This window comes from Microbacterium sp. BH-3-3-3, from assembly GCF_001792815.1.
GTDB lineage: Bacteria > Actinomycetota > Actinomycetes > Actinomycetales > Microbacteriaceae > Microbacterium.
The window spans coordinates 2,703,451-2,727,325 of the sequence record NZ_CP017674.1 but is presented as its reverse complement, the minus strand read 5'-3'; the positions used below and the strand labels follow the sequence as shown (position 1 = coordinate 2,727,325).

20 protein-coding genes are annotated in these 23,875 nt (G+C 72.2%); 6 read left to right on the top strand and 14 right to left on the bottom strand.

Translation table 11 applies throughout. From position 1 onward, the window contains the following. Position 1: 1 nt before the first annotated feature. From BJP65_RS12510 to BJP65_RS12485, 6 genes are all read right to left on the bottom strand, one after another. Positions 2 to 1,699 carry an AMP-binding protein gene (locus BJP65_RS12510; protein WP_070409358.1) on the bottom strand — a complete coding sequence of 566 codons (1,698 nt, stop codon included), beginning with the start codon at positions 1,697 to 1,699 and terminating at the stop codon, positions 2 to 4. Positions 1,700 to 1,719: 20 nt separating this feature from the next. Further along, positions 1,720 to 2,682: an alpha/beta hydrolase gene (locus tag BJP65_RS12505; protein WP_070409357.1), complete on the bottom strand. Its 963-nt coding sequence runs from the start codon at positions 2,680 to 2,682 to the stop codon at positions 1,720 to 1,722. A gap of 209 nt (positions 2,683 to 2,891) precedes the next feature. Continuing rightward, positions 2,892 to 4,265, bottom strand: coding sequence for an FAD-dependent oxidoreductase (locus BJP65_RS12500; protein WP_070409356.1), 1,374 nt, complete (start codon positions 4,263 to 4,265; stop codon positions 2,892 to 2,894). A gap of 38 nt (positions 4,266 to 4,303) precedes the next feature. Then, complete coding sequence (locus tag BJP65_RS12495) at positions 4,304 to 5,365, bottom strand: polyprenyl synthetase family protein (RefSeq protein WP_070409355.1); 1,062 nt, start codon at positions 5,363 to 5,365, stop codon at positions 4,304 to 4,306. Positions 5,366 to 5,447: 82 nt separating this feature from the next. After that, positions 5,448 to 6,113 (bottom strand): class I SAM-dependent methyltransferase, encoded by a 666-nt coding sequence (locus BJP65_RS12490; RefSeq protein ID WP_258027551.1) that lies wholly within the window; start codon positions 6,111 to 6,113, stop codon positions 5,448 to 5,450. A gap of 66 nt (positions 6,114 to 6,179) precedes the next feature. Beyond that, complete coding sequence (locus BJP65_RS12485; protein ID WP_070409353.1) at positions 6,180 to 6,743, bottom strand: DUF402 domain-containing protein; 564 nt, start codon at positions 6,741 to 6,743, stop codon at positions 6,180 to 6,182. A 150-nt stretch (positions 6,744 to 6,893) separates the two neighbouring features. On the opposite strand from BJP65_RS12485, the gene BJP65_RS12480 reads away from it, so the two are divergent. Then, on the top strand, positions 6,894 to 8,108 hold the full coding sequence (locus BJP65_RS12480) for an isochorismate synthase MenF (RefSeq protein WP_055839576.1): 1,215 nt from the start codon (positions 6,894 to 6,896) through the stop codon (positions 8,106 to 8,108). Positions 8,109 to 8,120: 12 nt separating this feature from the next. Here BJP65_RS12480 and BJP65_RS12475 read toward each other — a convergent pair whose 3' ends face one another. The 3 genes from BJP65_RS12475 to BJP65_RS12465 form a co-directional block, all read right to left on the bottom strand. Next, positions 8,121 to 8,978: a polyphosphate kinase 2 family protein gene (locus tag BJP65_RS12475; RefSeq protein ID WP_070409352.1), complete on the bottom strand. Its 858-nt coding sequence runs from the start codon at positions 8,976 to 8,978 to the stop codon at positions 8,121 to 8,123. A 62-nt stretch (positions 8,979 to 9,040) separates the two neighbouring features. Then, entirely contained in the window at positions 9,041 to 10,837 is a 1,797-nt protein-coding gene (gene menD, locus BJP65_RS12470; RefSeq protein WP_070409351.1) for a 2-succinyl-5-enolpyruvyl-6-hydroxy-3-cyclohexene-1-carboxylic-acid synthase, read from the bottom strand. A 3-nt stretch (positions 10,838 to 10,840) separates the two neighbouring features. Continuing rightward, the gene (locus BJP65_RS12465; protein WP_070409350.1) at positions 10,841 to 11,257 is read right to left on the bottom strand and encodes a PLDc N-terminal domain-containing protein; all 417 of its coding nucleotides are present in this window, start codon (positions 11,255 to 11,257) and stop codon (positions 10,841 to 10,843) included. Between the two features lie 74 nt (positions 11,258 to 11,331). Between BJP65_RS12465 and BJP65_RS12460 the strand changes: the two genes are divergently transcribed. Then, positions 11,332 to 11,670 (top strand): DUF4229 domain-containing protein, encoded by a 339-nt coding sequence (locus BJP65_RS12460; protein ID WP_055839063.1) that lies wholly within the window; start codon positions 11,332 to 11,334, stop codon positions 11,668 to 11,670. Positions 11,671 to 11,701: 31 nt separating this feature from the next. Here BJP65_RS12460 and BJP65_RS12455 read toward each other — a convergent pair whose 3' ends face one another. The 4 genes from BJP65_RS12455 to BJP65_RS12440 form a co-directional block, all read right to left on the bottom strand. Further along, the gene (locus BJP65_RS12455; protein WP_070409349.1) at positions 11,702 to 12,673 is read right to left on the bottom strand and encodes a 1,4-dihydroxy-2-naphthoate polyprenyltransferase; all 972 of its coding nucleotides are present in this window, start codon (positions 12,671 to 12,673) and stop codon (positions 11,702 to 11,704) included. Between the two features lie 85 nt (positions 12,674 to 12,758). Beyond that, entirely contained in the window at positions 12,759 to 13,913 is a 1,155-nt protein-coding gene (locus tag BJP65_RS12450; RefSeq protein ID WP_070409348.1) for an AMP-binding protein, read from the bottom strand. Between the two features lie 28 nt (positions 13,914 to 13,941). Beyond that, the gene (locus BJP65_RS12445) at positions 13,942 to 14,844 is read right to left on the bottom strand and encodes a 1,4-dihydroxy-2-naphthoyl-CoA synthase (protein ID WP_055839072.1); all 903 of its coding nucleotides are present in this window, start codon (positions 14,842 to 14,844) and stop codon (positions 13,942 to 13,944) included. Positions 14,845 to 14,931: 87 nt separating this feature from the next. Further along, positions 14,932 to 15,729, bottom strand: coding sequence for an LLM class F420-dependent oxidoreductase (locus BJP65_RS12440; RefSeq protein ID WP_055839076.1), 798 nt, complete (start codon positions 15,727 to 15,729; stop codon positions 14,932 to 14,934). Between the two features lie 47 nt (positions 15,730 to 15,776). Here BJP65_RS12440 and BJP65_RS12435 point away from each other — a divergent pair, with 47 nt between their 5' ends. Then, positions 15,777 to 16,778: an o-succinylbenzoate synthase gene (locus tag BJP65_RS12435; RefSeq protein ID WP_070409347.1), complete on the top strand. Its 1,002-nt coding sequence runs from the start codon at positions 15,777 to 15,779 to the stop codon at positions 16,776 to 16,778. On the opposite strand, the gene BJP65_RS16895 is transcribed toward BJP65_RS12435, so the two are convergent. After that, a complete protein-coding gene (locus BJP65_RS16895) occupies positions 16,765 to 17,391 on the bottom strand; it encodes a TetR/AcrR family transcriptional regulator (RefSeq protein ID WP_070409346.1) in 627 nt (208 codons plus the stop codon). The two genes, BJP65_RS12435 and BJP65_RS16895, sit on opposite strands and share 14 nt — an antisense overlap. A gap of 116 nt (positions 17,392 to 17,507) precedes the next feature. On the opposite strand from BJP65_RS16895, the gene BJP65_RS12425 reads away from it, so the two are divergent. From BJP65_RS12425 to BJP65_RS12415, 3 genes are all read left to right on the top strand, one after another. Then, the gene (locus tag BJP65_RS12425) at positions 17,508 to 20,414 is read left to right on the top strand and encodes an MMPL family transporter (RefSeq protein WP_070409345.1); all 2,907 of its coding nucleotides are present in this window, start codon (positions 17,508 to 17,510) and stop codon (positions 20,412 to 20,414) included. Continuing rightward, positions 20,411 to 22,498: a YhgE/Pip domain-containing protein gene (locus tag BJP65_RS12420; protein ID WP_070409344.1), complete on the top strand. Its 2,088-nt coding sequence runs from the start codon at positions 20,411 to 20,413 to the stop codon at positions 22,496 to 22,498. Before BJP65_RS12425 ends, BJP65_RS12420 begins: the two co-directional genes overlap by 4 nt. Positions 22,499 to 22,680: 182 nt before the next feature. Continuing rightward, positions 22,681 to 23,571, top strand: a complete 891-nt coding sequence (locus tag BJP65_RS12415) for an endonuclease domain-containing protein (RefSeq protein WP_070409343.1) — start codon at positions 22,681 to 22,683, stop codon at positions 23,569 to 23,571. The last annotated feature ends 304 nt before the right edge of the window (positions 23,572 to 23,875 follow it).

The window sequence follows — 23,875 nt, the reverse complement described above, 5'->3', positions numbered from 1 at the left end:
ATCAGCCCCGCAGGGTGGCATCCGTCCATTCCACGCACACGACCTCACCGCGCGCGGCGGCCTCTTCGCGCTGACGAAGCTCGACGCGGCGGATCTTGCCCGAGATCGTCTTCGGCAGGTCATGGAACTCGATGCGGCGCACGCGCTGGTACGGAGCGAGCTTCTCGCGGGCGTAGCGCAGGATGTCGAGGGCCACCTCGTCGCCGGGCTCGTATCCCGCGGCCAGCACCACGTACGCCTTCGGCACGGCGAGGCGCACCTCGTCGGGCGCGGGGACGACGGCCGCCTCGACGACTGCCGGATGCTCGATGAGCACGCTCTCGAGCTCGAACGGACTGATCTTGTAATCCGAGGCCTTGAACACGTCGTCGGTGCGCCCGATATACGTGATGCTGCCGGTCTCGTCGCGCCGAGCCACGTCGCCGGTGTGGAAGAGGCCACCGGCGAAGGCTTCGGCGTTGCGCTCGGCGTCGCCCACGTACCCCCTCATCAGGTTGAGCGGACGCTCGGTCAGATCGAGGCAGATCTCGCCCTCGTCGGCACGCGCGCCGGTGAGGGGATCGACGAGCACCACCGGGCACCCGGGCAGCGGGCGCCCCATCGATCCCGGTACGAGCGGCGCCCCGGGAGTGTTGGCGACGACCGCCGTCATCTCGGTCTGCCCGTACCCGTCGCGGATGTCGAGCCCCCAGGTGCGTTGCACCGCGGCGATGACCTCGGGGTTCAGCGGCTCGCCCGCCGAGACGACCTCGCGCAGTCTCCCGCGACGCCCCGACAGGTCGGTCTGGATGAGCATGCGCCAGACCGTCGGCGGCGCACAGAACGTGGTGACAGCCTCGCTCTCCAGCTCCTCCAGCAGCCGCTCGGCCGAGAATCGCGCGAAGTTCAGCGCCAGCACCGTCGCCCCGGCGATCCACGGCGCGAAGAAGCAGCTCCACGCGTGCTTCGCCCACCCCGGCGAGCTGATGGCGAGGTGCACGTCGCCGGGTTCGAGCCCGAGCCAGTACATCGTCGTCAGGTGTCCCACGGGGTACGAGGCGTGCGTGTGCTCGACGAGCTTCGGCTTCGAGGTGGTGCCCGAGGTGAAGTAGAGCAGCAGGCGGTCATCGGCGGTGGTTCCCGGATGCCGGGCCGGCGGCGCCTCGGTGACGAACGCGTCGTCGTACGCGGCCCAGCCCGGGTGGGTGCCGCCCACGACGATGCGGCCGAGCCCCTCGGGCAGGTCGTCGAACTTCGCGGCGTCCGCCGCCCCGACGACCACGTGCCGGATCTCGGCGCGCTCGACGCGGTCGGCGAGATCGGCGGTGCCGAGCGCGGTCGTGGTGGGAGCGATCACCCCGCCCAGCTTCATGAGGGCGAGCATCGCCTCCCACAGTTCCACCTGGTTGCCGAGCATGAGCAGCACGGCGTCGCCGCGGGCCACCCCGCGGGACGCCAGCCAGGCGGCGACCTGGTCGGACCGCCGCGCGAGTTCGTCGAACGTGCGCTGGTGCCGCGTGCCGTCGTCGTCGACGACGATCAGCGCGGGTGCCTCGTTGCCCCGCGCCATCGGGTCGAACCAGTCGATCGCCCAGTTGAAGGCACCGTCGAACACCGGCCAGGTGAACCCCGCCGCCCGGGCCGGATCGGTGCGCGCGGCCAGAAGCTCGTCTCGTGCGGCACGGTAGCGCTCGGTCGCGGACGCGGCAGTGGGGATCATGGGGCTCCTTCGATCGCGTTCTACGCTAGCTGCGTCATCCAGGTCTCGAGCGCGGTGAACGCGGCGTCCTTCGCCTCGGGCGCCGACAGGAACACGTCGTGCAGCGCCCCGTCGATGCGCGCGATCGTCACCGTGCGGGCGATACGGGTGGCCGCGCGCGCGATGTCGTCGACGACGAGCACCGAGTCGCTCGAGAGCATCGTGTCGTTCCAGCTGAGCGCCGAGGTCGAGCGCTGCGACAACAGCACGAGGGTCGGGCATCCCACGTCGACGCCGGATGCCACCCGCGCGTGCCCCGCGATGACGGCGGCCAACCAGCCCGGGTGGGTGGGGAATCCCTGCGCCGGGCGCCAGCCCTCGGGACTGTCGGGCAGGGTCCCCAGCTCCCGCTGCGCGCGCGTGTAGAAGCCGAGGTCGACGACCGGGTGCGTGCCGAGCGGGTCGAATCGCGCGCGGGCGTTCACCAGCGGGGCGAGCGCCTGGCGTCCGAGCGGGCCGAGCTGCAGCTCCAGCCACGGACTGTTGAGAACGAGGGCGTCGGCGACCCCCGGATGCCGCGCCGCCCAGAGCGTCAGCGTGAGTCCGCCCGTGCTGTGTCCGAGCAGCACGAGACGTCGTCCCTCGCGCGCGGTGCCCAGGACATCCAGAGCCGCCGCGATGTCGGCGTCGTACACGTCGAGGGACGCGACGTAGCCCGGCGCCTGCCCGGGCCGCAGGCTCCGGCCGTAGTTGCGCAGGTCGAGCGCCGAGAATCGGGCACCGCGATCGGTGAAGAACCGGGCGAGCTCGACCTGGAAGAAGTAGTCCGACCACCCGTGCACGTACAGCACGTCGATGTCGCGAAACTCACCGAACAGACGGGCGCCGGCGCGCGGCTGCGCGCGCACGAGCGTCGCGACGACCTCCCCCTCGGCATCGTCGCCGAGCGGCAGGGTCTGCTGTTCGAAGCCGTCGCCGAGGACGTCCGGATGCCACTCCCCCATCGCCCCAGCCTAGGCATGCGGGGCGGGGGCCGGCATACCCCCACGGCGGGCCGAACTCCTGAGAAGTCGGGCCGTGCGGGCTCGCCGGCGCGCCGAGGGGGCTGTGGCGCGCGATGACTCAGGAGTTCGGCCCGGCCCGTCGGCGCCTCAAAGACAGCGAGCCGCCCACGTCCGTGCGGACGGGGCGGCTCGCTGTGCAAACGTGAGGGTTACTCGCCGCGCGAGATCGAGATCATCTCGTCGCGGGGCACGACCTTGACGCGGGCGCGCTCGTGCGGGGCGCCGAGGGCGACTTCGTGCTCGTCGAGGCGGTGCCAGCCGTCGAGGTCGGTCCAGCGCACGCCGCGCTCCTCGAGAAGGGCCGGAATGGCCTCTTCTTCGGGGTGGGCCGGCTGCCACCACTCCCCCTGGTCGTTGATGACGTGGCGCACCGTTTCCATGGCATCCGACTTGGTGTGTCCGATGAGGCCGACGGGGCCGCGCTTGATCCACCCGGTGGCGTACACGCCCGGCAGGCGGTCGTTCGAGTCGGCGGCGAGCACCTGACCCTCGTGGTTGGGGATGACGCCGTGACGCTCATCGAAGGGCACGCCGGTCAGCGGCGAGCCGAAGTAGCCGACCGCGCGGTAGATGGCCTGGATCGGCACCTCGCGGATCTCGCCCGTTCCCACGACGCCCCCCTCGGCGTCGGGCTTCGTGCGCTCGTACCGGAACGCGGCCACCCGGCCCTCGGCGTCTTTCACGACCTCGACGGGCTTGGCCCAGAAGTGCAGGTGCAGGCGTCGCGACGCTTCTCCGCCGGAGTTGTTCACGCCCGGGCGGGTGCGCCACTGCTGCAGGACGCGGTCGATGACCTTGACCTGCTTGTTGGTCTGGATGGCGGCCAGCGACGCCTCGTCGTAGTCGAAGTCCTCGTCGTAGACGACCATGTCGACGTCGCGCAGCTCGCCCAGCTCGCGCAGCTCGAGAGGCGTGAACTTCACCTGCGCGGGACCGCGGCGGCCGAAGACGTGCACGTCGGTGACGGGCGAGGCCTTGAGCCCCTGGTACACGTTGTCGGGCACCTCGGTGGGCAGCAGGTCGTCGGCGTGCTTGGCGAGCATGCGCGTGACGTCGAGCGCCACGTTGCCGTTGCCGATGACCGCGAGCGACTCCGCCTCGAGCGGCCACTCGCGCGGTACGTCGGGGTGGCCGTCGAACCAGCTCACGAAGTCGGCGGCGCCGTACGAGCCCTCGGCGTCGATGCCGGGGATGTCGAGGTCGGCGTCGCGGATCGCGCCGGTCGAGAAGATGACCGCGTTGTAGTGCTGCTTGAGGTCGTCGAGGGTGATGTCCTCGCCGAAGCGCACGTTGCCGAACAGGCGGATGTCGCCGCGGTCGAGCACCTCGCGCAGCGCCGTGACGACACCCTTGATGCGCGGGTGGTCGGGGGCGACGCCGTAGCGCACGAGACCGTAGGGTGCGGGCAGTTGCTCGAACAGGTCGATCGACACGTCGAACTGCCGCTCGGATTTCAGCAGGATGTCGGCCGCGTAGATGCCGGCGGGGCCGGCTCCGACGATGGCGAGGCGCAGCTTCGTCATGGGGTCCTCTCGATCGGGATCGGGGGGGTGGGAAAAGTTCAGGCCGAGCGGTCGGCGACCGCGCGGGCGAAGCGCGTCAGCGCCTCGCGCACGGCGCCGTCGGGCAGCGGTGCGAGGGCTTCGATGGCCTCTTGCGACCACTGGTGCGCGAGCTTCAGCGTCTCGTGCGTGGTCTCGTGATCGCGCAGCTCCGCGAGTGCGGCGTCGAGGATCGAGGGGTCTGCCCCGGCGGCGATGCGCTCCTGGCCCTCGTCGATGCGCGAACGCAGGTCGGCCGACGCCGCGTCGGAGCGGTGACCGAGCAGCAGGTACGGCATGGTCGGCACGCCCGCGCGCAGGTCGGTGCCGGGCACCTTGCCGGTCTCGGAGGGATCGGGAGACAGATCGATCACGTCGTCGAGCAGCTGGAAGGCCACACCGGCCTTCTCGCCGAACACGACCATCGGCTTCTCGAACTCCTCGGGGGCGCCCGAGTAGATGACGCCGGACTGGGCGGCCGCGGCGATCAGCGAACCGGTCTTGTCGGCGAGCACCCTGAGGTAGAAGTCGACGGGCTCGTCGCCCTCTTGCGGGCCGACGGTCTCGTGCATCTGGCCCAGCACGAGACGCTCGAACGTGTCGGCCTGCAGCTGGATCGCGCGCTCACCGCGACGCGCCATGAGCTGGCTGGCGCGGGCGAAGAGCAGGTCGCCGGTGAGGATCGCGATGTTGTTGCCGAACACCGTCTGGGCGCTGGGCACCCCGCGGCGCTTGTCGGCGCCGTCCATGACGTCGTCGTGGTAGAGCGAGCCCAGGTGCGTCAGTTCGAGCGCCGTGGCGACCTCGATGACCTCGGGCGTCGTTCCGCGACCGAGCTGAGCGGTGAGGATGGCGAGCATCGGGCGAACGCGCTTGCCGCCGGCCTCGTACAGGTACCGGGCGGTGACGTCGGCCAGACGGTCGGCGCTTCGGACTTCGCCCTCGAGGGTGCCCTCGACCTGGGCGAGACCGGCCTCGACGGTGGAGAGCAGGGTGCGCGAACGCAGGCCTGCGAAGATGCGGTCACTCAGGCCCAGCTTGCCCGACAGGCGGGTGCCGGCCGCAGGCGGTCTCGGGGTCACGCTTTCACCCTATCCTGGCGCCGTTGCGCCCCGCCGCGAGTATCTCGACGGGGTGACACCCCGGGCCGGGGCCCCCGGCGCATCACGCGCTCTGCGCGACGACGCCGCGGTGCAGCGCCACGATGCCGAACGTCAGGTTGCGGTAGGCCACGTCGTCCCAGCCGGAGTCGCGCATCCACCGCGCGAGCGTCGGCTGGTCGGGCCAGTCGCGGATCGACTCGTTGAGGTAGTCGTAGGCCTCGGCGTTCGAGCTGACCGAGCGAGCGACGATCGGCAGCACCCGGTTGTTGTAGAAGCGGTAGAGCCCGTTGAAGACGGGGGACGGCGGATGCGAGAACTCGCACACCACGATGCGTCCTCCGGGACGCGTGACCCGGCGCAGTTCCCGCAGCGCCCGGCGCGGGTCGTTGACGTTGCGCAGACCGAACGACATCGTCACGGCGTCGAACTCCGCGTCGGCGAAGGGGAGGTCGGTGGCATCGGCCTGCACGAACTCGAGGTTGGGCACGTCGCCGTGACGGCGGCGCCCCTCGGCGATCATGCCGCGCGAGAAGTCGGCGGCGACGACGTGCGCGCCGCTCGGGACGAACGCCATCGACGAGGTGCCGGTGCCGGCGGCCAGATCGAGGATGCGCTCCCCCCGCTGCGGGGCCACGGCGCGCAGCGTGGCGGCACGCCACAAGCGGTCGTTGCCGAGACTCAGCACGGTGTTGGTGCGGTCGTAGGCCGCTGCCACCTGGTCGAACATGCCGCTGACGCGCTGCGGGTCTTTACCGAGGTCGGCGCGGTTGGGGTCGCTGCTCACCCGTCGAGTCTAGGCCGGGTCACCCGGGTGGTCGCCGGGGGTTGCCAGCGCCGCGAGCCGATCGAGCCAGGGCCGGGTGACGGCATCCGAGAAAGGGGCGACCCCCTCGCGCACGCGGTGCTCGAGATCGAGCGCCGTCGCCTCGAGGTGCGCCACGATCTCGGCCGGGTAGCCGTAGCGCACGCGGTGCTCGTCCCACTCGTCGCGATCGTCGACCCAGGTGCCGCGGCCGTCGGTGCGGCGCACGACGTCGAGGTCCATGTCGATGCCACGGGGCACGCCGTCGTCGCCCCAGCGCACATCCCACGCCAGGTCGATGTACACCGCGACCGGATGCGGTGCGGCGTTGTGGGTGAAGGCCCAGTCGGCGCTCGCCGGCACCAGGGTCACGTTGGGCTCGCGGCAGACGAAGGCCGCGCCCGGCCGTTCGCTGCGCCACCCCACCTGCTGGCCGAACCACTCGCCCCACTCGTCGGAGCCGAGGTAGACGCTGTCCTGCACCCAGTGCGGTGAACCGTCCCACTTGCGCCACTCGAACAGCAGGCGGGTGCCGGGAGCGGGGCGATTATCCATGCTCGGAGTCTAAAACGCCGTCCGGCGTCGGTCTCCGCGCCCGGCGTCCGCGGCCTCGGCCGGCGCCGCGGGTCTACGCTGAAAGACGTGCTGGAACCCGCGGATGACGTCGTGCCGCGCCTGCGCGTGGTCACGCGCGAGCTGCCCCCCATGGACGACGTGCTCGCCTACACGACCCCCTACGATCCCCTGTTCTGGACGCGGCGGGGAGAGTCGCTGGCGGCCTTCGGCGACCTGCTGACGCTGCGCTACACGGGGCACCAGCCGGGCGATGCCACGATCTCGGCGCGCTGGCGGGCGATCGCCGCCGCCGCCGAGGTCGACGACCCCGTGCAGCTGCCGGGCACCGGACTCGTCGCCTTCGGTTCGTTCGTGTTCGACCCCCGCTCGGAGCGCGAGAACGTCCTGCGCGTACCCGGCATGATCGTCGGGCGCCACGGCGGACGCGCCTGGGTCACCCGCCTCGCCTTCGACGACACCCCCGACGAACCCGAACCCGAACTGCCCCCGCGCTCGCCCTTCGGCCCCCACTGGTCGGCGACCCTGGGTCCCGGTCGCCAAAGTGCCGAGGGGTATCAGGATGCCGTCCGCACGGCCATCGAGGCCATCGGCGCCCGCGAGGTGGGCAAGGTCGTGCTCGCACGCGACATCGTGGGCACCGTTCCGGCCGGGTCCGACCTGCGCCGGCTCGTCCGGTCGCTGCTCGAGGGGTATCCGGATTGCTGGGTGTTCGCGGTCGACGGTCTGATCGGCGCGAGCCCCGAGACCCTCGTCACCGTGTCGAAGGGCACGGTGACCGCCCGCGTTCTGGCGGGGACCACCGCGCGCGGCGGCGACGCCGACGCCGACGTCGCGGCATCCCTCGCCCTCACCCGCAGCTCGAAAGATCAAGAGGAGCACCGTTTCGCGGTGCAGAGCGTGCTCACCTCGCTGCGCCCGCACACCTCCGCGCTCGCGGCGGCGGAGCAGCCCTTCACCCTCAAGTTGCCCAACGTCTGGCATCTCGCGACCGATGTCGAGGGAACCCTCAGCGAAGACGCGTCGTCGTTGGACCTGATCTCGGTGCTGCACCCCACCGCCGCCGTCGCCGGCACCCCCACCGCCGCGGCGATGGACGTCATCCGCCGCCTCGAGCCCTTCGATCGCGGCCGCTACGCCGGCGCGGTCGGGTGGACGGGGGCGTCGGGCGACGGCGAGTGGGCCATCGCCCTGCGGTGCGCGCAGGTCGACCGCGCGGCGCCGTCGTCGCCCACCGCCCCGATCACGGCCTACGCCGGTGCGGGGATCGTCGCCGACAGCGTTCCCGAGTCGGAGCTGCTGGAGACCCGCGTCAAGTTCCGCCCCATCGTGGAGGCCCTCGCCTGACCCGGCTGGGCGTCACGATGCCGCGAGGCGCGCCTTCTCGGCCTCGACGTCGTAGTCGGCCGCGGGCCACCGCGGGTCGATGTCGGCGAGCGCGTCAATGAGCAGCTGCTGCACGGCCAGGCGGGCGTACCACTTGCGATCGGCCGGAATCACGTGCCACGGGGCGACGGGTGTCGAGGTGCGGTCGATCGCCACCTGGTAGGCCTGCATGTAGTCGTCCCACAGCGCCCGCTCGTCGACGTCGGACGGGTTGTACTTCCAGTGCTTGTCAGGGCGGTCGAGGCGCTCGGCGAGACGCGCGCGCTGCTCGTCCTTCGAGATGTGCAGCATGACCTTGACCACTCGGATGCCGAGATCGGCCGCCTCCGCCTCGAAGTTCACGATCGCGCCATAGCGTCGTTCGATCTCGTCGGCGGGGGCGAGTTCGCGCACCCGACCGATCAGCACGTCTTCGTAGTGCGAGCGGTCGAAGACACCGAGGTGGCCCGCGTCGGGCAGGCGCTTCTCGATGCGCCACAGGAAATCGTGCGCGAGCTCCTCGGCGGTGGGCTTCTTGAACGACGCGAGCTCCACGCCCTGGGGGTCGACCGTGCCGACGACGTGGCGCACGATCCCGCCCTTGCCCGCGGTGTCCATGGCCTGCAGCACCAGCAGCACCGAGCCGGTCGCGGTGCCCGCCACGCTCTGAGCGAAGAGGCGTTCCTGCAGGGCTTCGAGGGGTTCACGGCCCGCGTCGAGGTCGGCTTTGCCGTCGGTCTTGTCGCCGTCGTAGCCGGGCGTCGATCGCGGGTCGATGTCGGTGAGGCGGAATCCGGGCTCGACGCGCAGCGCGTCGGAGGCGGGCGTGGACCATCTGCGGCGTGTGCTCATGTCCCCATCGTGTGGGGCGTCGGCGGCACGCGCCAGTGGTTGACGCGTCGACGTCCCGCCCGTCAACGCGGCAGCGGAACCTCGATCAGCTGGCGACCGCCGGTCGGCGAGGTCAGCACCTGGTCGAGCGCGACGCGGGTGGTGCAGCGGTGGTACTCCCAGCCGAAGGCGAGGGCCAGCTGCTCGAGGCGCGCGGTGTGCGGGGTGTACTGCACGCGCGACATCGCGTCGGAGCCGGCGATGCCGGCCACCTCGAGGCCGTCGAAGATCGTGCCGCCGCCGTCGTTGCCGACCACGACCTGCAGGCGCGGTTCGTCTTCGCCCGGGGGCAGCAGCAACGCGCCCACGTCGTGCAGGAAGGCCAGGTCGCCCAGCAGCACGCGGGTCACGCCCGGGCGCTCCTCGATCTGGCTGGCGAGGGCGACGCCGGTCGCCGTGGCGATGGTGCCGTCGATGCCGGCGAGACCGCGGTTGGAGTGCACGGCCACCTTCTTGCCGCCGAGCACCTCGTCGGCCACGCGCACCAGACGCGAGGAGCCGAACATGAGGCGATCGTGGGGCCAGGTGGCCCGCCAGACCGCGTCGACGAGGGTCGCCCGGTCGAGGGGGGCACGGATGACCTGCACCTCGGCGTTCAGGGCGCCCAATCGCTCGTGCGGAACGGCCGAGGCCAGGCCGTCGGCATCGGGAGCGGGGGGCGACAGGTCGACGGCAGCGTCGCGCGAGGCGCGCATCCACTCCCCCAGCCAGGCGCGGTCTCCCGACGAGGGGTGAGGGCGGATCAGGTCGACGGCGATCGTCGCGCCGTTGAGGTTGACGGGTTCTCCGGGGCCGCGGGCGGCGATCACCTCGACGTCGTCGCGCGACAGCAGGCGCGTCACCTCGCGGCTCAGGGTGGGACGACCGAAGACGACGACGCGCTCGATGCGCCCCCCGAGGGCAGGATCGTTCAGCAGTGCCCGGTAGCCGTGCACGATCTGCCGACCGAAGCGAGCCCCGCTGACGATCTCGGCCACCAGCGGGAAGCCCCCGTCGTGCGCGAACTGCTCGGCCGCCGCGCCGGCATCCGCTCCGGCGACGACCACGGTGCGCGGGCCCGGCGCGAGCGTGTGGGCGTCCTCGACCTCGGGTGCCACGTCGGCGACACCGATGCCGCCGCCGCCCTGGTACAGCGCTCCCGACGCCTCCGCGTCGCCGTGCGCATCACTCTGCGCGTCGGACGAGGGGGCGATCCCGGATGCCGCCCGCGCGGCGAGCCAAGCGGGCGCGGCGCCGGCGAGGGGCTCCCGGAACGGCACGTTCAGGTGGACGGGTCCGGGCACCCGGGCGCCTTCACCGAGCGCGGCCGAGAGGGTCGCGGCGGCGAGGGCATCCGCGTCAGCGGTCTGGACGGATGAGCCGTCGTCGTCGACGGTCTCGGGCACGGGGAGGTCGGCTTCGAACCGCACCGCCGAGCGGAACAGCCCCGGCTGGCGCGTGGTCTGGTTGGCGCCGACGCCGCGCAGCTCGGGCGGCCGGTCGGCGGTGAGCAGCACCAGCGGCACCCCGGCGTGATGGGCTTCGAGGGCGGCGGGCAGCAGGTTGGCGACGGCGGTGCCCGAGGTGCAGACGAGGACCGCCGGCATCCCGGTCTCGCGTCCGATCCCGAGGGCGGTGAAGCCGGCGACGCGCTCGTCGATGCGCACGTGCAGGTGCACGAGACCCGCGCGTTCCAGGTCGGCGGCGACGAGAGCGAGTGCCTGCGAGCGCGATCCGGGGCTGACGACGATGTGCCGCACCCCGCGCGACACGAGGCCCGCGAGCAGAGCGGCGGCGGCGTCGGTCGCGGGCGCGGCGGAGCGGTCGTTCGACGAGGTCATGGTTCAGCCGACGGAGCCGCGCTGGCCGAGCGTGTCGTCGTCGCCCTTGCCGGGGATGTCGCCCGGGTCGTCGGTGGGCTTCGGGGCGCGAGGGTCGTCGGCTTCGGAGTCGAGCTGCGCCAGCTCTTCTTCGAGCCGCCGGATGCGCTCGTCTTGATCGGCGCGCGCGGTGTCGGACATACGGCCCAGGAACTCGGGGTCGTCGTCGGGAGCGCGTCTCACCACGGGCTGACTCGCACGACCTCGGCCGATGACGAACCACAGGATGCCGCCGAGCACCGGCAGCAGGATGACGATGGCCATCCATGCGCCCTTACTGACGCCGCGGTGACGTCCCGCCGGCTGCACGGCGCAGTCCACGATCGTGTACACCCAGAAGACGGTCGCCACGAGCGCGAGGATGAGGAGCAACCGTGCCATGACCTGAGTCTACGTGTGCCCGCTGGACGCGGGCCGGGCGCCGGCGGTTTCCGAGGCCGCCGTAGGATGGGGGCATGCGTGCTCGCTCGGCCCTCGTCTACACCGTGCTGCGACTGCTCGCGTTCCTCGTACCGCTGGTCGTACTGCTGTTCTTCCCCGTGTTCCAGGAGTTGCCCTGGCTCGCGGCGATCTTCGCGGCCCTCATCGGACTGAGCCTGTCGCTGTTGTTCCTGCGTCGTCCGCTCGACAGCGTCACCGGCGGTCTGGCCGAGCGTCGCGCGCAGCGCACCGCCACCGGGCGCCGTACGGGCGCCGAGACCGACGCCGACACCGAAGACGCGGTGGTCGATGCCACGCGGCACGATGACGCGCCCGCGACCGGCACTCCCGAAGGCGACGCTCCGCTGCGCTGATCCCTGCGCGTTCTGCGAACCCGCCGGGGGCTCAGAACGCGAAGGCCCAGAAGAGCAGGGCGCCGTAGGCGACCGACGTGAAGCTCGTCACCTGCAGCGCCGTGATGAGCTCGCGCGGGGTGCGGTAGGTCCAGACGATGAGGATCGCCGCGAGTCCGCCGAGCAGGGCGACCAGGGTCAGCCACGCCACCGGGTAAACGAACGCGAGTAACACCGCGATCCCGAACGGCGCGAGGACGAACAGGGTGAACAACATCTGCGTCGCGCGGCGCCCGATGAGCACCGACAGGGTGCGCTTCCCCGCGAGGCGGTCCTGCTCGATGTCGCGCAGGTTGTTGGCCAGCAGCACCGCGCAGGCCAGCAGGCCCGCGGCGACCGCGCCCAGCCAGGCCTCCTGCGGCAACGACTGCACCTGCAGCCACGTCGTGCCCAGGGTCGCGACGAGACCGAAGAAGACGAAGACGAACAGCTCGCCCATCGCGTTGTACCCGTACGGGCGCTTGCCGCCGGTGTAGAACCACGCGGCGACGATGCAGACGGCGCCGACCAGCAGCAACCACCACTGCCCCGTGCGGATGACCAGGGCCAGCCCGATCAGGGCGGCGAGCGCGAAGAACGCCAGCGCGACGATCAGCACCGTCCGCGGCTTCGCCTTCTTGCCGCCGGTGAGACGGCCGGGCCCGACGCGCACGTCGTCGGTGCCGCGGATGCCGTCGCTGTAGTCGTTGGCGTAGTTCACGCCGATCTGCAGAGCGAACGCCACGGCGAGACAGGCTAGGGCGATGACCCCGTGCAACTGATCGTCGACGAGGGTGGCCGCACCGGTGCCGATGAGCACCGGGGTGATGGCCAGCGGCAGCGTGCGAATGCGGGCCGCCGCGATCCAGTCGCGTGCCGTGGCCGGCGCGACGGCCTGCGGTGCACCGCCCTTGGGCTTCTGGGGGTTGCCGCCGGGGCGACGCTTCGAGGACGACGTCGAACGCTTACGAGACTGTGCTGCCACGGTGGCTCATCCTAAGCCCGTGGTCACCGTCCTCCTTCGCGGACCGGTCGACCCGCGAGCCGGGCGACGCCACCGCTCCCGGGTGTCAGACCCAGGGATCCTGCGCGAGGCGCGCGCGCACGGCGGCCCGGTCGGGCTTGCCCGACGACAGCGTCGGCAGCTCGTCGACGACGACGAGACGCGACGGACGCGCGGGCGCCCCGACCGCGTCGGCGACCACCGCGCGTACCCGTTCGAGCAGCACGGCATCGGCGGCGGGCGTCGGCCGCGGCACGACCACCGCCGACCCCTGGCCCCAGGTGGCATCCGCGACGGGCACCACGACGGCGCTCTCGAGTCCCGCGATGCCGCGCACCGCGGCTTCCACGCGATCGAGCGAGACGTTCACCCCGCCCGAGACGATGACGTTGTCGAGGCGTCCGGTCACGCTCAGCACGCCGTCCACGACCTCTCCCCCGTCGCCCGTGCGGTACCAGCGGGTGCCGGCGTCGTCGGAGGGGAAGACGGATGCCGTCCGCGCGGGGTCGCCGAGATATCCGTCGGCGAGCATCGGCCCCGTCAGGCGCACCTCGCCGTCGACGAGGGCCACCTCGACGCCGTCGAGCGGAACCCCGTCGTACACGCAGCCGCCGCTGGTCTCGGTCGAGCCGTAGGTGCGCACGATCCGCACCCCCGCGGTCTCGGCGCGCTCGCGCACCGTGGGCGCCAGGGCCTGACCGCCGATGAGGACGGCCTCGAACGAGCGCAGCGCCTTCGCCACCGTCGGATCGGTGTCGGCGGCATCCAGCAGTCGTTGCAACTGGGCCGGGACCAGCGAGGTGTACGTCGGCACCCGGGCGCCGTTCTCGTGCGACGCCATGCCGAGCGCCGCGGCGGCGAACGGTTCGGGGCGGAAGGGACCCGCGACGACCGCCGGCTCGCGATCGGCGAGCAGAGCCCGCACGAGCACCTGCGCCCCCGCGACGTAGGTGGCGGGAACGGCCAGCAGCCAGGCGCCCTCACCGATGCGCGCCGCCGTCGCATACGCACTGCTGATCAGGGCGTTGCGGCTGAGCAGCACCGACTTCGGCACGCCGGTCGATCCCGACGTGGTGACCACGGCGGCCGTTCCCGGGGGGACGTCCGCGGGCAGGTCCGCCCCCGCCCCCAGCGACACCGCGGGACCGGCGCCGAGCACCGCGGTACGCAGGGCGCGCAGCACGTCGCGGGGATCGCCGGATGCCGGAGCCTCGAGCCTCATGAGCGCTCGGCTCGACGGCATCCGGGGCTCAGTAGTGCCACGGGACGTCGGACCAGTCGGGGTCGCGCTTCTCGAGGAAGGAGTCACGGCCCTCGGCGGCCTCGTCGGTGCCGTACGCGAGACGGGTGGCCTCACCGGCGAAGACCTGCTGGCCGACGAGCCCGTCGTCGACTGCGTTGAAGGCGAACTTGAGCATGCGGATGGCCGTCGGCGACTTGGTGAGGATCGTGCGGGCCATGGCGAGAGCTTCGCGCTCGAGTTCGGCGTGCGCGACGACGCGGTTGACCGCGCCCATCTCGTACGCGCGCTGGGCGGAGTACTCCTCGGCCAGGAAGAAGACCTCGCGGGCCAGCTTCTGCCCGATCTGGCGGGCGAAGTACGCGGACCCGTACCCGGCGTCGAACGACCCGACGTCGGCATCGGTCTGCTTGAAGCGACCGTGCTCGGCGCTGGCGATCGACAGGTCGCACACCACGTTGAGCGAGTGGCCGCCGCCCGCCGCCCACCCGGGAACGACCGCGATGACGACCTTCGGCATGAAGCGGATCAGCCGCTGCACCTCGAGGATGTGCAGACGCCCCGCGCGACCCGGGTCGTGCACGGTGTGCTCCTCGTGCGAGTACTTGTACCCGTCGCGACCGCGGATGCGCTGATCGCCGCCGGAGCAGAACGCCCAGCCGCCGTCCTTCGCGCTCGGACCGTTGCCGGTGAGCAGCACCACGCCGATGCGGTGATCCTGTCGCGCGATGTCGAGCGCCGAGTACAGCTCGTCGACCGTGTGCGGCCGGAAGGCGTTGCGCACCTCGGGCCGGTCGAACGCGATGCGCGCCACCCGCCCGTCGTGGGTGACGTGCGCGGTGATGTCGGTGTATCGCTCGGCGCCCGGCGCCAGCGTCCACTCGGCGGGGTCGAACAGCTCGGAGACGGTCACCGTTCCACCCTACGACCCGACGCGGCGGGCGGATCCGGCGGTCGCCGCCCGGAACCCCCGCCTCGCCGTACAGGTGCCCGACCGGAATCAGGCGTTCTTGCCGTCGCGCCAGGTGAGCCACCGCTCGATGAGCGAGTAGTCCCACTCGGGCCCCGAGAAGCCGAGGGTGAACAGTCGCGTGCCCGCCTCGAACAGGGCGTCGGCGTCGGACTCGTCGCGGTCCTTCAGCTCGTTCGAGACGACGAGGGTCGACAGGTCGCGTCCCTCGGTCTCGGCCCACTTCTCGATGACCCCGAGCTTGTGGGGCAGTTCGTCGGGGGTGACGAAGCTGTGCCAGATGTCGGCGTGACGCGCGACGATGCGCAGGGTCTTCTGCTCGCCCTTGCCGCCGATCATGACAGGGACCTTGCGGGTGGGGGCGGGGTTGAGCTTGCCCCAGCGGTCGACGATGCGGTCGAGGTCGGTGGCGAGCGCGTTCAGCCGCGAACCCGCGGTTCCGAACTCGTAGCCGTACTCGTCGTAGTCGCGCTCGAACCAGCCCGAGCCGGTTCCGAAGATGAAGCGGCCGGTGTCGCCGCCCTTCTTGCTGATGTGGTCGATGGTGCGGGCCATGTCGGCCTGCAGGTCGGCGTTGCGGTAGCTGTTGCAGTTGACCAGCGCGCCGAACTCGACCCGTTCGGTCTGCTCGGCCCACGCCGCGAGCATCGTCCACGCCTCGAAGTGCTCGCCGTCGGGGTCGCCGTACAGCGGGAAGAAGTGGTCCCAGTTGAAGAGGACGTCGACGCCCATCTCCTCGAGACGCAGGACGGCGTCGCGGATGTCGGAGTACTGCACGTGCTGCGGCTGGATCTGGACGCCGAGCCGGACCGGGGTATCGAAGAGCATGCGGTCAGCCTATTCCCGGGCGCCGGCCCCGAGGCCAGGATGGGGGGATGAGCTCCACGTCCCTTCCCCCGCTCGCCGACGTCCTCTCCACCGCGCGGGTGGTCGCCCTCCCCCTGGCGGCGCGGTTCCGCGGCATCGAGACGCGCGAGGCCGTCGTGTTCGAGGGCCCCGAGGGGTGGACGGAGTTCTCGCCGTTCCCCGAGTACGACGACGCCGAGGCGGCGACCTGGTTGGCCGGTGCTCTCGACTTCGGCTGGCGCGCCGCCCCGGCCGCGGTGCGGGACGCCATCCCCGTCAACGCCACGATGCCCGCCGTCGCAGCCTCCGAGGTGGCGCGGATCCTCGCCCGGTACGACGGATGCCGGACGGTCAAGGTGAAGGTCGCCGAGGCGGGGCAGGTGCTCGCCGACGACGTCGCGCGCGTCGGGGCCGTGCGCGCGGCGATGGGGCCGGAGGGACGCGTGCGGATCGACGCGAACGGCGCGTGGAACGTCGACGAAGCCGAGCGGGCCGTGCACGCCCTGGCCGAGTTCGACCTCGAGTACGTCGAACAGCCGTGCGCCGCCGTCGAGGAGCTCGCCGAACTGCGCGAGCGCATCGCCTACCTCGACATTCCGATCGCCGCCGACGAGAGCGTGCGAAAAGCCGCCGATCCCCTTCTGGTCGCACGCGCCGGGGCAGCCGACCTGCTCGTCGTGAAGGCGCAGCCGCTGGGCGGGGTGCACGCGGCGCTCGACCTCGTGGCACAGGCGGGCCTGCCGGCGGTGGTGTCCAGCGCGCTCGACACCTCGATCGGGCTGGCGATGGGCGCCGCCCTCGCCGCGGCTCTTCCGCAGCTGGACTACGACTGCGGGCTCGGCACCGCCGCCCTCTTCACCGCCGACGTCGTGGCATCCCCGCTGGTGCCTCGGGCGGGCGTGCTGCACGTCGAGCGCCCCCGCCCCACGTCCGTCGACCTCGACCGCGTGGCAGCCCCCGACGAGCGACGCGACTGGTGGCTCGCGCGACTGCGGCGTTGCTATCGCGCCCTGGAACTCACTCGAGGATGAGGTGCACGATCTGCGCGAGGCGCTCGCCGAGCTGAGCGTGCGACGCCGCCGGCGAGACCCGCGTCATGAGGGCGGTCTCGGCAGTCGACACCCACGCCGACAGCAGCAGCTCGGTCGCCGCCTCCGCCGGCACCCGCAGAACCAGCCCCCGCGCCTCGGCGATGTCGCGTACGAGCTGGGCGACGCTGTCGCCCAGGGCCTGGTTCGACGAGAGATACGCTGCGGCGAACTCGGCGTTGCGCAGCGCCTGCAGACGGATCTCGGCGCCGAGCAGCACGTCGAGGCGATCGTCGCCGGTGACTTCGAGCACCCCCTGCACCAGCTGCAGCACCTCGCCCGTGGCATCCAGCCCCCGGTCCTCGATCGAGGTGACGCGCTCGCGGACGGCCGAGATCGTCTGCTCCGCCGAGCGGGCGCACAGAGCGAGGAACAGCTCCTCTTTCGAGGCGAAGTTCGAGTAGAAGGCGCCGCGGGTGAAGCCGGCGCGCTCGCAGACGGCTTCGACCGAGGCGGAGTCGATGCCGACCTCGGCGAACATCTCGGCGGCGGCGTCCATCAGGCGGGTGCGGGTGTTCTCGCGCCGGCGCGACGGTGCGGGGGCGGTGTCGGTCATCCGCGTCCTCCTGTTCACGGAGGAGATCCAGGTACGACCACCCCCTCGGCGACTACGATACATTGATGTATCCGATACGGTGATGTATCGACCCGTTCACCTATCTGGGAGCCACCGTGTCGACATTCCTGTACACCCTGGGCCGTTGGTCGTTCCGCCACCCGTGGCGCGTTCTGACCGCCTGGCTCCTGGTGCTCGTGCTGGCCGGCGGCGGGGTGGCGCTGCTCGCCAAGGGCACCGACAACACCTTCACCATCCCGGGCACCGAGTCGCAGGCCGGTCTCGAGATGCTCGAGCGCACCTTCCCCCAGGTCAGCGGGGCGAGCGCCGAGATCATCGTGGTGGCCGCCGACGGCGCGAGCGTGCGCGACCAGGCGTACCAGGATGCCATCACCACCACCACCGGCGACATCGGCAAGCTCGACTTCGTCGAGGCCGTCACCGACCCCTACGACGCCCGCATCTCGGGCGGCATCGCCGACGACGACCGCGCGGCGATCGTGCGCATCCAATTCGCCGGAGAAGCCACCGCCGTCCCCGCCTCCACCGAAGACGGGCTCCGCGAGGCGGCCACGGCCCTGGGCTCCGCCCTGCCGAGCGGATCGCAGGCCGTGCTCGGCGGCCAGCTGTTCGCCAGCGAGGTCCCCGGCGCCACCCTCACCGAGGCCCTCGGCGTGCTCATCGCCGCCCTCGTGCTGATGGTGACGTTCCGCTCGTTCCTCGTGGCCGGCATGCCGCTGGCCACCGCCATCCTCGGCGTCGCCCTGTCGGTGGCCCTGATCTTCATCGCCACCGGCTTCGCGACCGTCTCGTCGACGACGCCGCTGCTGGCGGTGATGCTGGGTCTCGCGGTCGGCATCGACTACGCCCTCTTCATCGTCTCGCGACATCAAGACCAGACGAGAGCGGGAATGGACCCCGAGGAGTCCACCGCGCGCGCCGTCGGCACCGCCGGTTCCGCCGTCGTCTTCGCCGGCATCACCGTGCTCATCGCCCTCATCGGCCTGAGCTTCGCCGGCATCCCGTTCCTCACCACCATGGGGATCGCCGCGTCGGTCGCCGTCGCGATCGCGGTGTGCGTCGGACTCACCCTGACCCCGGCTTTCCTCGGCTTCGCCGGGCACCGCGTGGTCGGGTGGGGGTACAAGCGACCCAAGAAGCGTTCCCGCCGGGCCCGCGGCACCTCCGATGACGACGCAGCGGCGGTCGCCCAGGCCGCCGCCGAGCGCGACGAGAAGGTCGCGGCCGCAGCCTCGCGCGCCGAACGCAACGGCCCGGCCAAGCGCTGGGTGGGCCTGGTCACCCGGCATCCGGTCGTCACCACTGTCGCGATCGTCGGTCTGCTGGGGGTCACCGCGATCCCCGCCGCCAGCCTCGCGCTCACCCTGCCCAACGCCGGCCAGCTCCCCGAGGGCGACGAGGCCCGCGTCGCGTACGAGCTCACCGACGAGTACTTCGGCCCTGGTGCCAACGGCCCGCTCATCATGACCGGCACGATCGTCACCTCGAACGACCCCCTGACGCTCATGACCGACATCGGCGACGAGATCGCGAAGATCCCCGGCGTCGCCGAGGTCGCCCTGGCGACTCCGAACGAGACCGCCGACACCGGCATCGTGCAGATCGTGCCCGAGACCGCCCCCGACGACCCCCGCACCGCCGACCTCGTGCGGGAGCTCCGCGCGCAAGAGGACCGCCTGTACGACCAGTTCGGCGTCCATCTGCTCGTCACCGGCTACACCGCCGTGACCATCGACATCTCCGACCAGCTGGGAGCGGCGCTGCTGCCCTTCGGCCTCTTCGTCGTCGGCCTGTCGCTCGTGCTGCTGATGATCGTGTTCCGCTCGATCTGGGTGCCGCTGACCGCCGCCGGCGGCTACCTGCTGTCGGTGGCCGCCTCGTTCGGGGTCGTGGCCGCGGTGTTCGAGTGGGGCTGGTTCGCCGACGCCCTGCACGTGGCCAAGGTCGGCCCCATCATCAGCTTCATGCCCATCGTGGTGATGGGCGTGCTGTTCGGCCTCGCGATGGACTACCAGGTCTTCCTGGTCTCGCGGATGCGCGAGGACTACGTGCACGCGGACCGCGAGGGGCGCACGCCCCGCGAGGTGGCGCTCGGCGCCGTGCGCAGCGGCTTCGCGGCCTCGGCCCGCGTCGTGGTCGCGGCCGCCGTCATCATGTTCGCCGTCTTCGTGGCGTTCGTGCCCGAGGGCGACTCGAGCCTCAAGCCCATCGCCCTGGGTCTGGCCGTCGGCGTGGCCGTCGACGCCTTCCTCGTGCGCATGACCCTCGTGCCCGCGGTCCTCGCCCTGCTGGGCGACAAGGCCTGGTGGATGCCGCGCTGGCTCGACCGCCTGCTGCCGAAGCTCGACGTCGAGGGCGAAGCCGTCGAGCGCGAGGTGCGCCTCGCCGACTGGCCGGCGGAGCCCGCCATGGCCGTCGCCGCCGACGAGCTGCGCACGGTCGGAGCCTCGGATGCCGAGGAGCCCGTGTTCCGCGACGTCTCGCTGCGTCTCGGATTCGGCGGCACCCTGCTGGTCACCGGTGAGAGCCGCACCACCCGCACGCTGCTCCTCGCCCTGTCGGGGCGCCTCGCCGGCATCGACGGGCGCCTGCGCGTCGACGGACTGCTCGTTCCCGAGCGCGCGGGAGCCGTGCGCTCCCGCGTCGGCGTCGCCCTGCTCGACGACCCCGCCGAGGCCGCGCGCACCGTCGCCGACGCGGTCGCGGGTCGCGCGCGCATCATCGTCGTGTCCGACGTCGACCGCCTCGACGACGACACCCGCGACGACGTCGCCCACGTGCTCCGCCGCGCCGCCACCGAGGCGCGCGAACGTTCGGGAGAGGACTCCTCCCCCTTCACGCTCATCGTGTCGGCCCGCGACGAACGTCGGGCCCTCGCCCTGCTGGCCGAGGCGCACCGCCCGGACGTGGCCTCGCTCGCCCTTCCGACACCGCGGCGCCATCGCGCGCCGGATTCCCCGCAGCCCGAAACCTACGCCGATCTCTCCGAGGTGTTCGCATGACTCTCCCCGTCGAGCGCTCCCGCTCGCGCCGCCCCGTGACCTGGCTCACCCTCGTCGGCGTGCTGCTGCTGCCGGCCGTCATCGGCGGCATCCTCGTGGGCGCGCTGTACAACCCCACCGACCGGCTCGAGAACATCACCGCCGCGATCGTCAACGACGACAAGGCCGTCGAGCTGAACGGTCAGCTCGTGCCGCTCGGTCGTCAGCTCACCGGCGGTCTGGTCAAGGGCGCCGACGACCAGTCGAGCAACATCGACTGGGTCATCTCGAACGACGCGGATGCCGCGGCGGGCCTCGCCGACGGCACCTACACCGCCGTCGTGACGATCCCCGAGAACTTCACGGCCGCCTCGCTGTCGACCCGCCCCGGAGAGAGCCCCGAGAAGGCCACGATCGGCGTCGCCACGGCCCCCAACGCCCGGGTCGTCGACGGTGCGATCACCGCGACCCTGGCCTCCACCGCCTCGAGCGTCTACGGCAGTGAGCTGTCGTCGCAGTACCTCAAGAACGTCTTCCTCGGCTTCACGACCCTCGGCGACCAGCTGGGCACCGCCGCCAGCGGGGCGCACCAGCTCGCCGACGGTGCCGGGCAGGCCGCCTCCGGCGCGACCGGACTGCGCGACGGTCTGGGTCAGCTCGCCGACGGTGCCTCGCAGCTGTCGAGCGGAGCAGGACAGCTCGCGAGCGGCGCGGGACCCCTGGCCGACGGCGCCACTCAGCTCTCGAGCGGCGCGGGCGCCCTCGCGCAGGGAACGCGCGATGCCGCCACCGGCGTCGGCAAGCTGGCCGGCGGAGCCGACGGCATCGCCGCCGGAAACCAGCAGCTCGCCACGCAGATCAACGGCCTCGCCGACCAGATCCCGCCCGGCTTCGAAGACGCCGCCACCCGCCTGGCGCAGGCCGCCCCGCAGGTGAACACCGCCCTGGTCGATGCGGCCGCCGCCCTGCAGAAGGCGGCCGACGAGTGCACCGGCACCCCCGAGCAGTGCACGGCGTTGCGCAACGCCTCCGACGAAGCCAACAAGGCGCTCCCGCAGGCCACCGAGACGGTGGCCAAGATCGGCGAGCTGGCCGGGCAGGCCTCGCAGCTCCCCGCCGGGATCCGCACCATCGCCGACGCCAACCAGCAGCTCGCCGACGGCGCAGCCGGCCTCGCCGGCGGAGCGCGCGAGGCCGAGACGGGGATCAACACGATCGCGGGCGGCATCGACGCCCTCTCCGGCGGCGCGAACCAGCTCGCCGACGGCGCGCGGCAGTTCGGCACCGGCGCGTCGGCCCTCAGCTCCGGCGCCGCACAACTGGCATCCGGCACCCTGGGCGCCCAGGACGGCGCCGGTCAGCTCGCCGACGGCGTGAGCCAGGTGGCATCCGGCACCACGTCTCTCGCCGACGGCCTCGACACCGCCGTGTCGCAGCTGCCGAAGTACTCCGACGCCCAGGCGACCACCCTCGCCGATGTCGTCGCCGACCCGGTGTCGGCCACCGGCGCGAGCGACTCGCTCTTCGGCCTGGCCGCCGTTCCGCTGCTCGCCATGGCCGTGCTGTGGTTCGGCGGGCTCGCCTCGTTCGTGGCCTTCCAGGCGGTGTCGGCGCGCGCGCTGACGAGCCGACGCCCCTCGGCGCTCGTCGCCCTGCGCGGCTTCGCCCCCGCAGCTGCCGTCGGCGCCGTGCAGGGCCTGCTGGTCGCGGGCGTGGTGCAGGTGGCATCCCAGTACGACTGGGACGACTGGGCCCTGTTCGCCGTCATCTGCATCGCCGCGGGCGTGGCCTTCGCCGCCGTGCACCAGGCCCTCGTCGCCGTGTTCGGCGGAGCGGGACGCTGGGTCGCCGCGGTGATCGGCGCCCTCGCCCTGGGGGCGACGATCGTCTCGACGGTGCCACCGGCCCTCGCCGCCGCCGCCTCTCTCATGCCCACCGCCCCGGTGTACGACGCGATGCTCGGCGCCCTGTCGTCGTCGAGCGGGGTCGCCGCCGGCATCGCCGGGCTGGTGGTGTGGGCCGTGCTGTCGCTCGTGGTGACGACGTTGATCGTGACGCGTCGCCGCACGACCTCGGCGCGCGCCGCAGCGGTCTCCGTCGCCTAGTTCCCCCCCCCCCCCCCGGTTGAGTGTCCAAGACACGCCGTTGAGCCGCCCCCGGCCGCGGCGTGTTCTGGACACTCAACGGAGGGCGGGCCGCGCCTGAGGGTCCTCCACAGGGAGGGTTGTCCACACGCGGGGCGGGGGCGCGCAGCGCGGGGCACCGTGCCCGGTGTCTGCTGTCGGGCATGCACCCTCGACCTCTCCCCGCCGAGCTCGACACCGCGTTCCACGTTCGCGACGCGGACCGTCTCGGCATCCCGCCCAGAAGGCTCCGCGCTCGCGACCTGCGGTCGCCGTTCCACGGCGTCCGGTACGCCGGCGACGACCCCGGACTCGGTTCCGTCGCGGAGCGATGCCACGCGTACCTCCCGCGGATGTCGGGGGGCCAGTTCTTCAGCCACGTCACGGCCGCCTCACTGTGGGGGATGCCGCTGCCTTTTCCGCACGGCGAAGAGCTGCACGTCTCGGCGGTACCGCCCGCTCGGGAGCCCCGCACTTCGAGGGTCACCGGACACCGCCTGGTGATGCCGCCCGACGGAATCACCCTCCTCGACGATCTGCCCGTCGCCGCTCGAACGGAGACGTGGGCGCAACTCGGCGCCGTGCTGCGCGTGGACGACCTCGTCGCGGTCGGCGACTGGCTCGTGGCCCAGGGCGATCCGGTGCCGGACCTCGAGGAGGTGGCGATGCGCGCCCGACGGCGCGGGGCGGTGGCGCTCCGTGAGGCGGCCGGTCTCGTTCGCCCGGGTGCGGAGTCACCGCGCGAAAGCGCCGTGCGTCTCGTCCTCGTGGATGCCGGTCTGCCCGAGCCCCAGCTCAACTGGACGCTCCGGACAGCCTCGGGGCTCTTCGTCGCCAGGCTCGACATGGCCTACCCCGAGCAGCGCGTCGCCGTGGAATACGACGGGCGCCATCACGCTGAAGCCGCGCAGTTCCGCCGCGACGCCGACCGGTGGCGGGCGATCAGCGACGCGGGATGGACCCTCGTCCGCGTCCTCGCGCATCATCTCGACGCGCCGAACCAGCTCATCGTCGCACCGGTTCGCAGCGCCCTGCTGGCCGCACCTCCCCATTGAGTGTCCAGGACACGCCGCTATGCGTGGCGGAGATGCGGCGCGTCTTGGACACTCAACGGGAAGGGTCCGGCCGCGGCGCAAGCCACGGCAGAGACCCGGCAAGAGCGCCCGCCCGCTCTCGGCGCGTGCGCGAGGGAGCCCCGCCCGCGCTCGGCCGGCTCCCCTCAGCGGCTACAAGACCGTTGAGTGTCCACAACACGCCGCCACGCACGGCGGGCACGCGGCGTGTCGTGGACACTCAACGGGCAAGCCCCGGCCGCGGCGCGAGCCACGGCAGAGGCCCCGCAAGAGCGCCCGCCCGCTC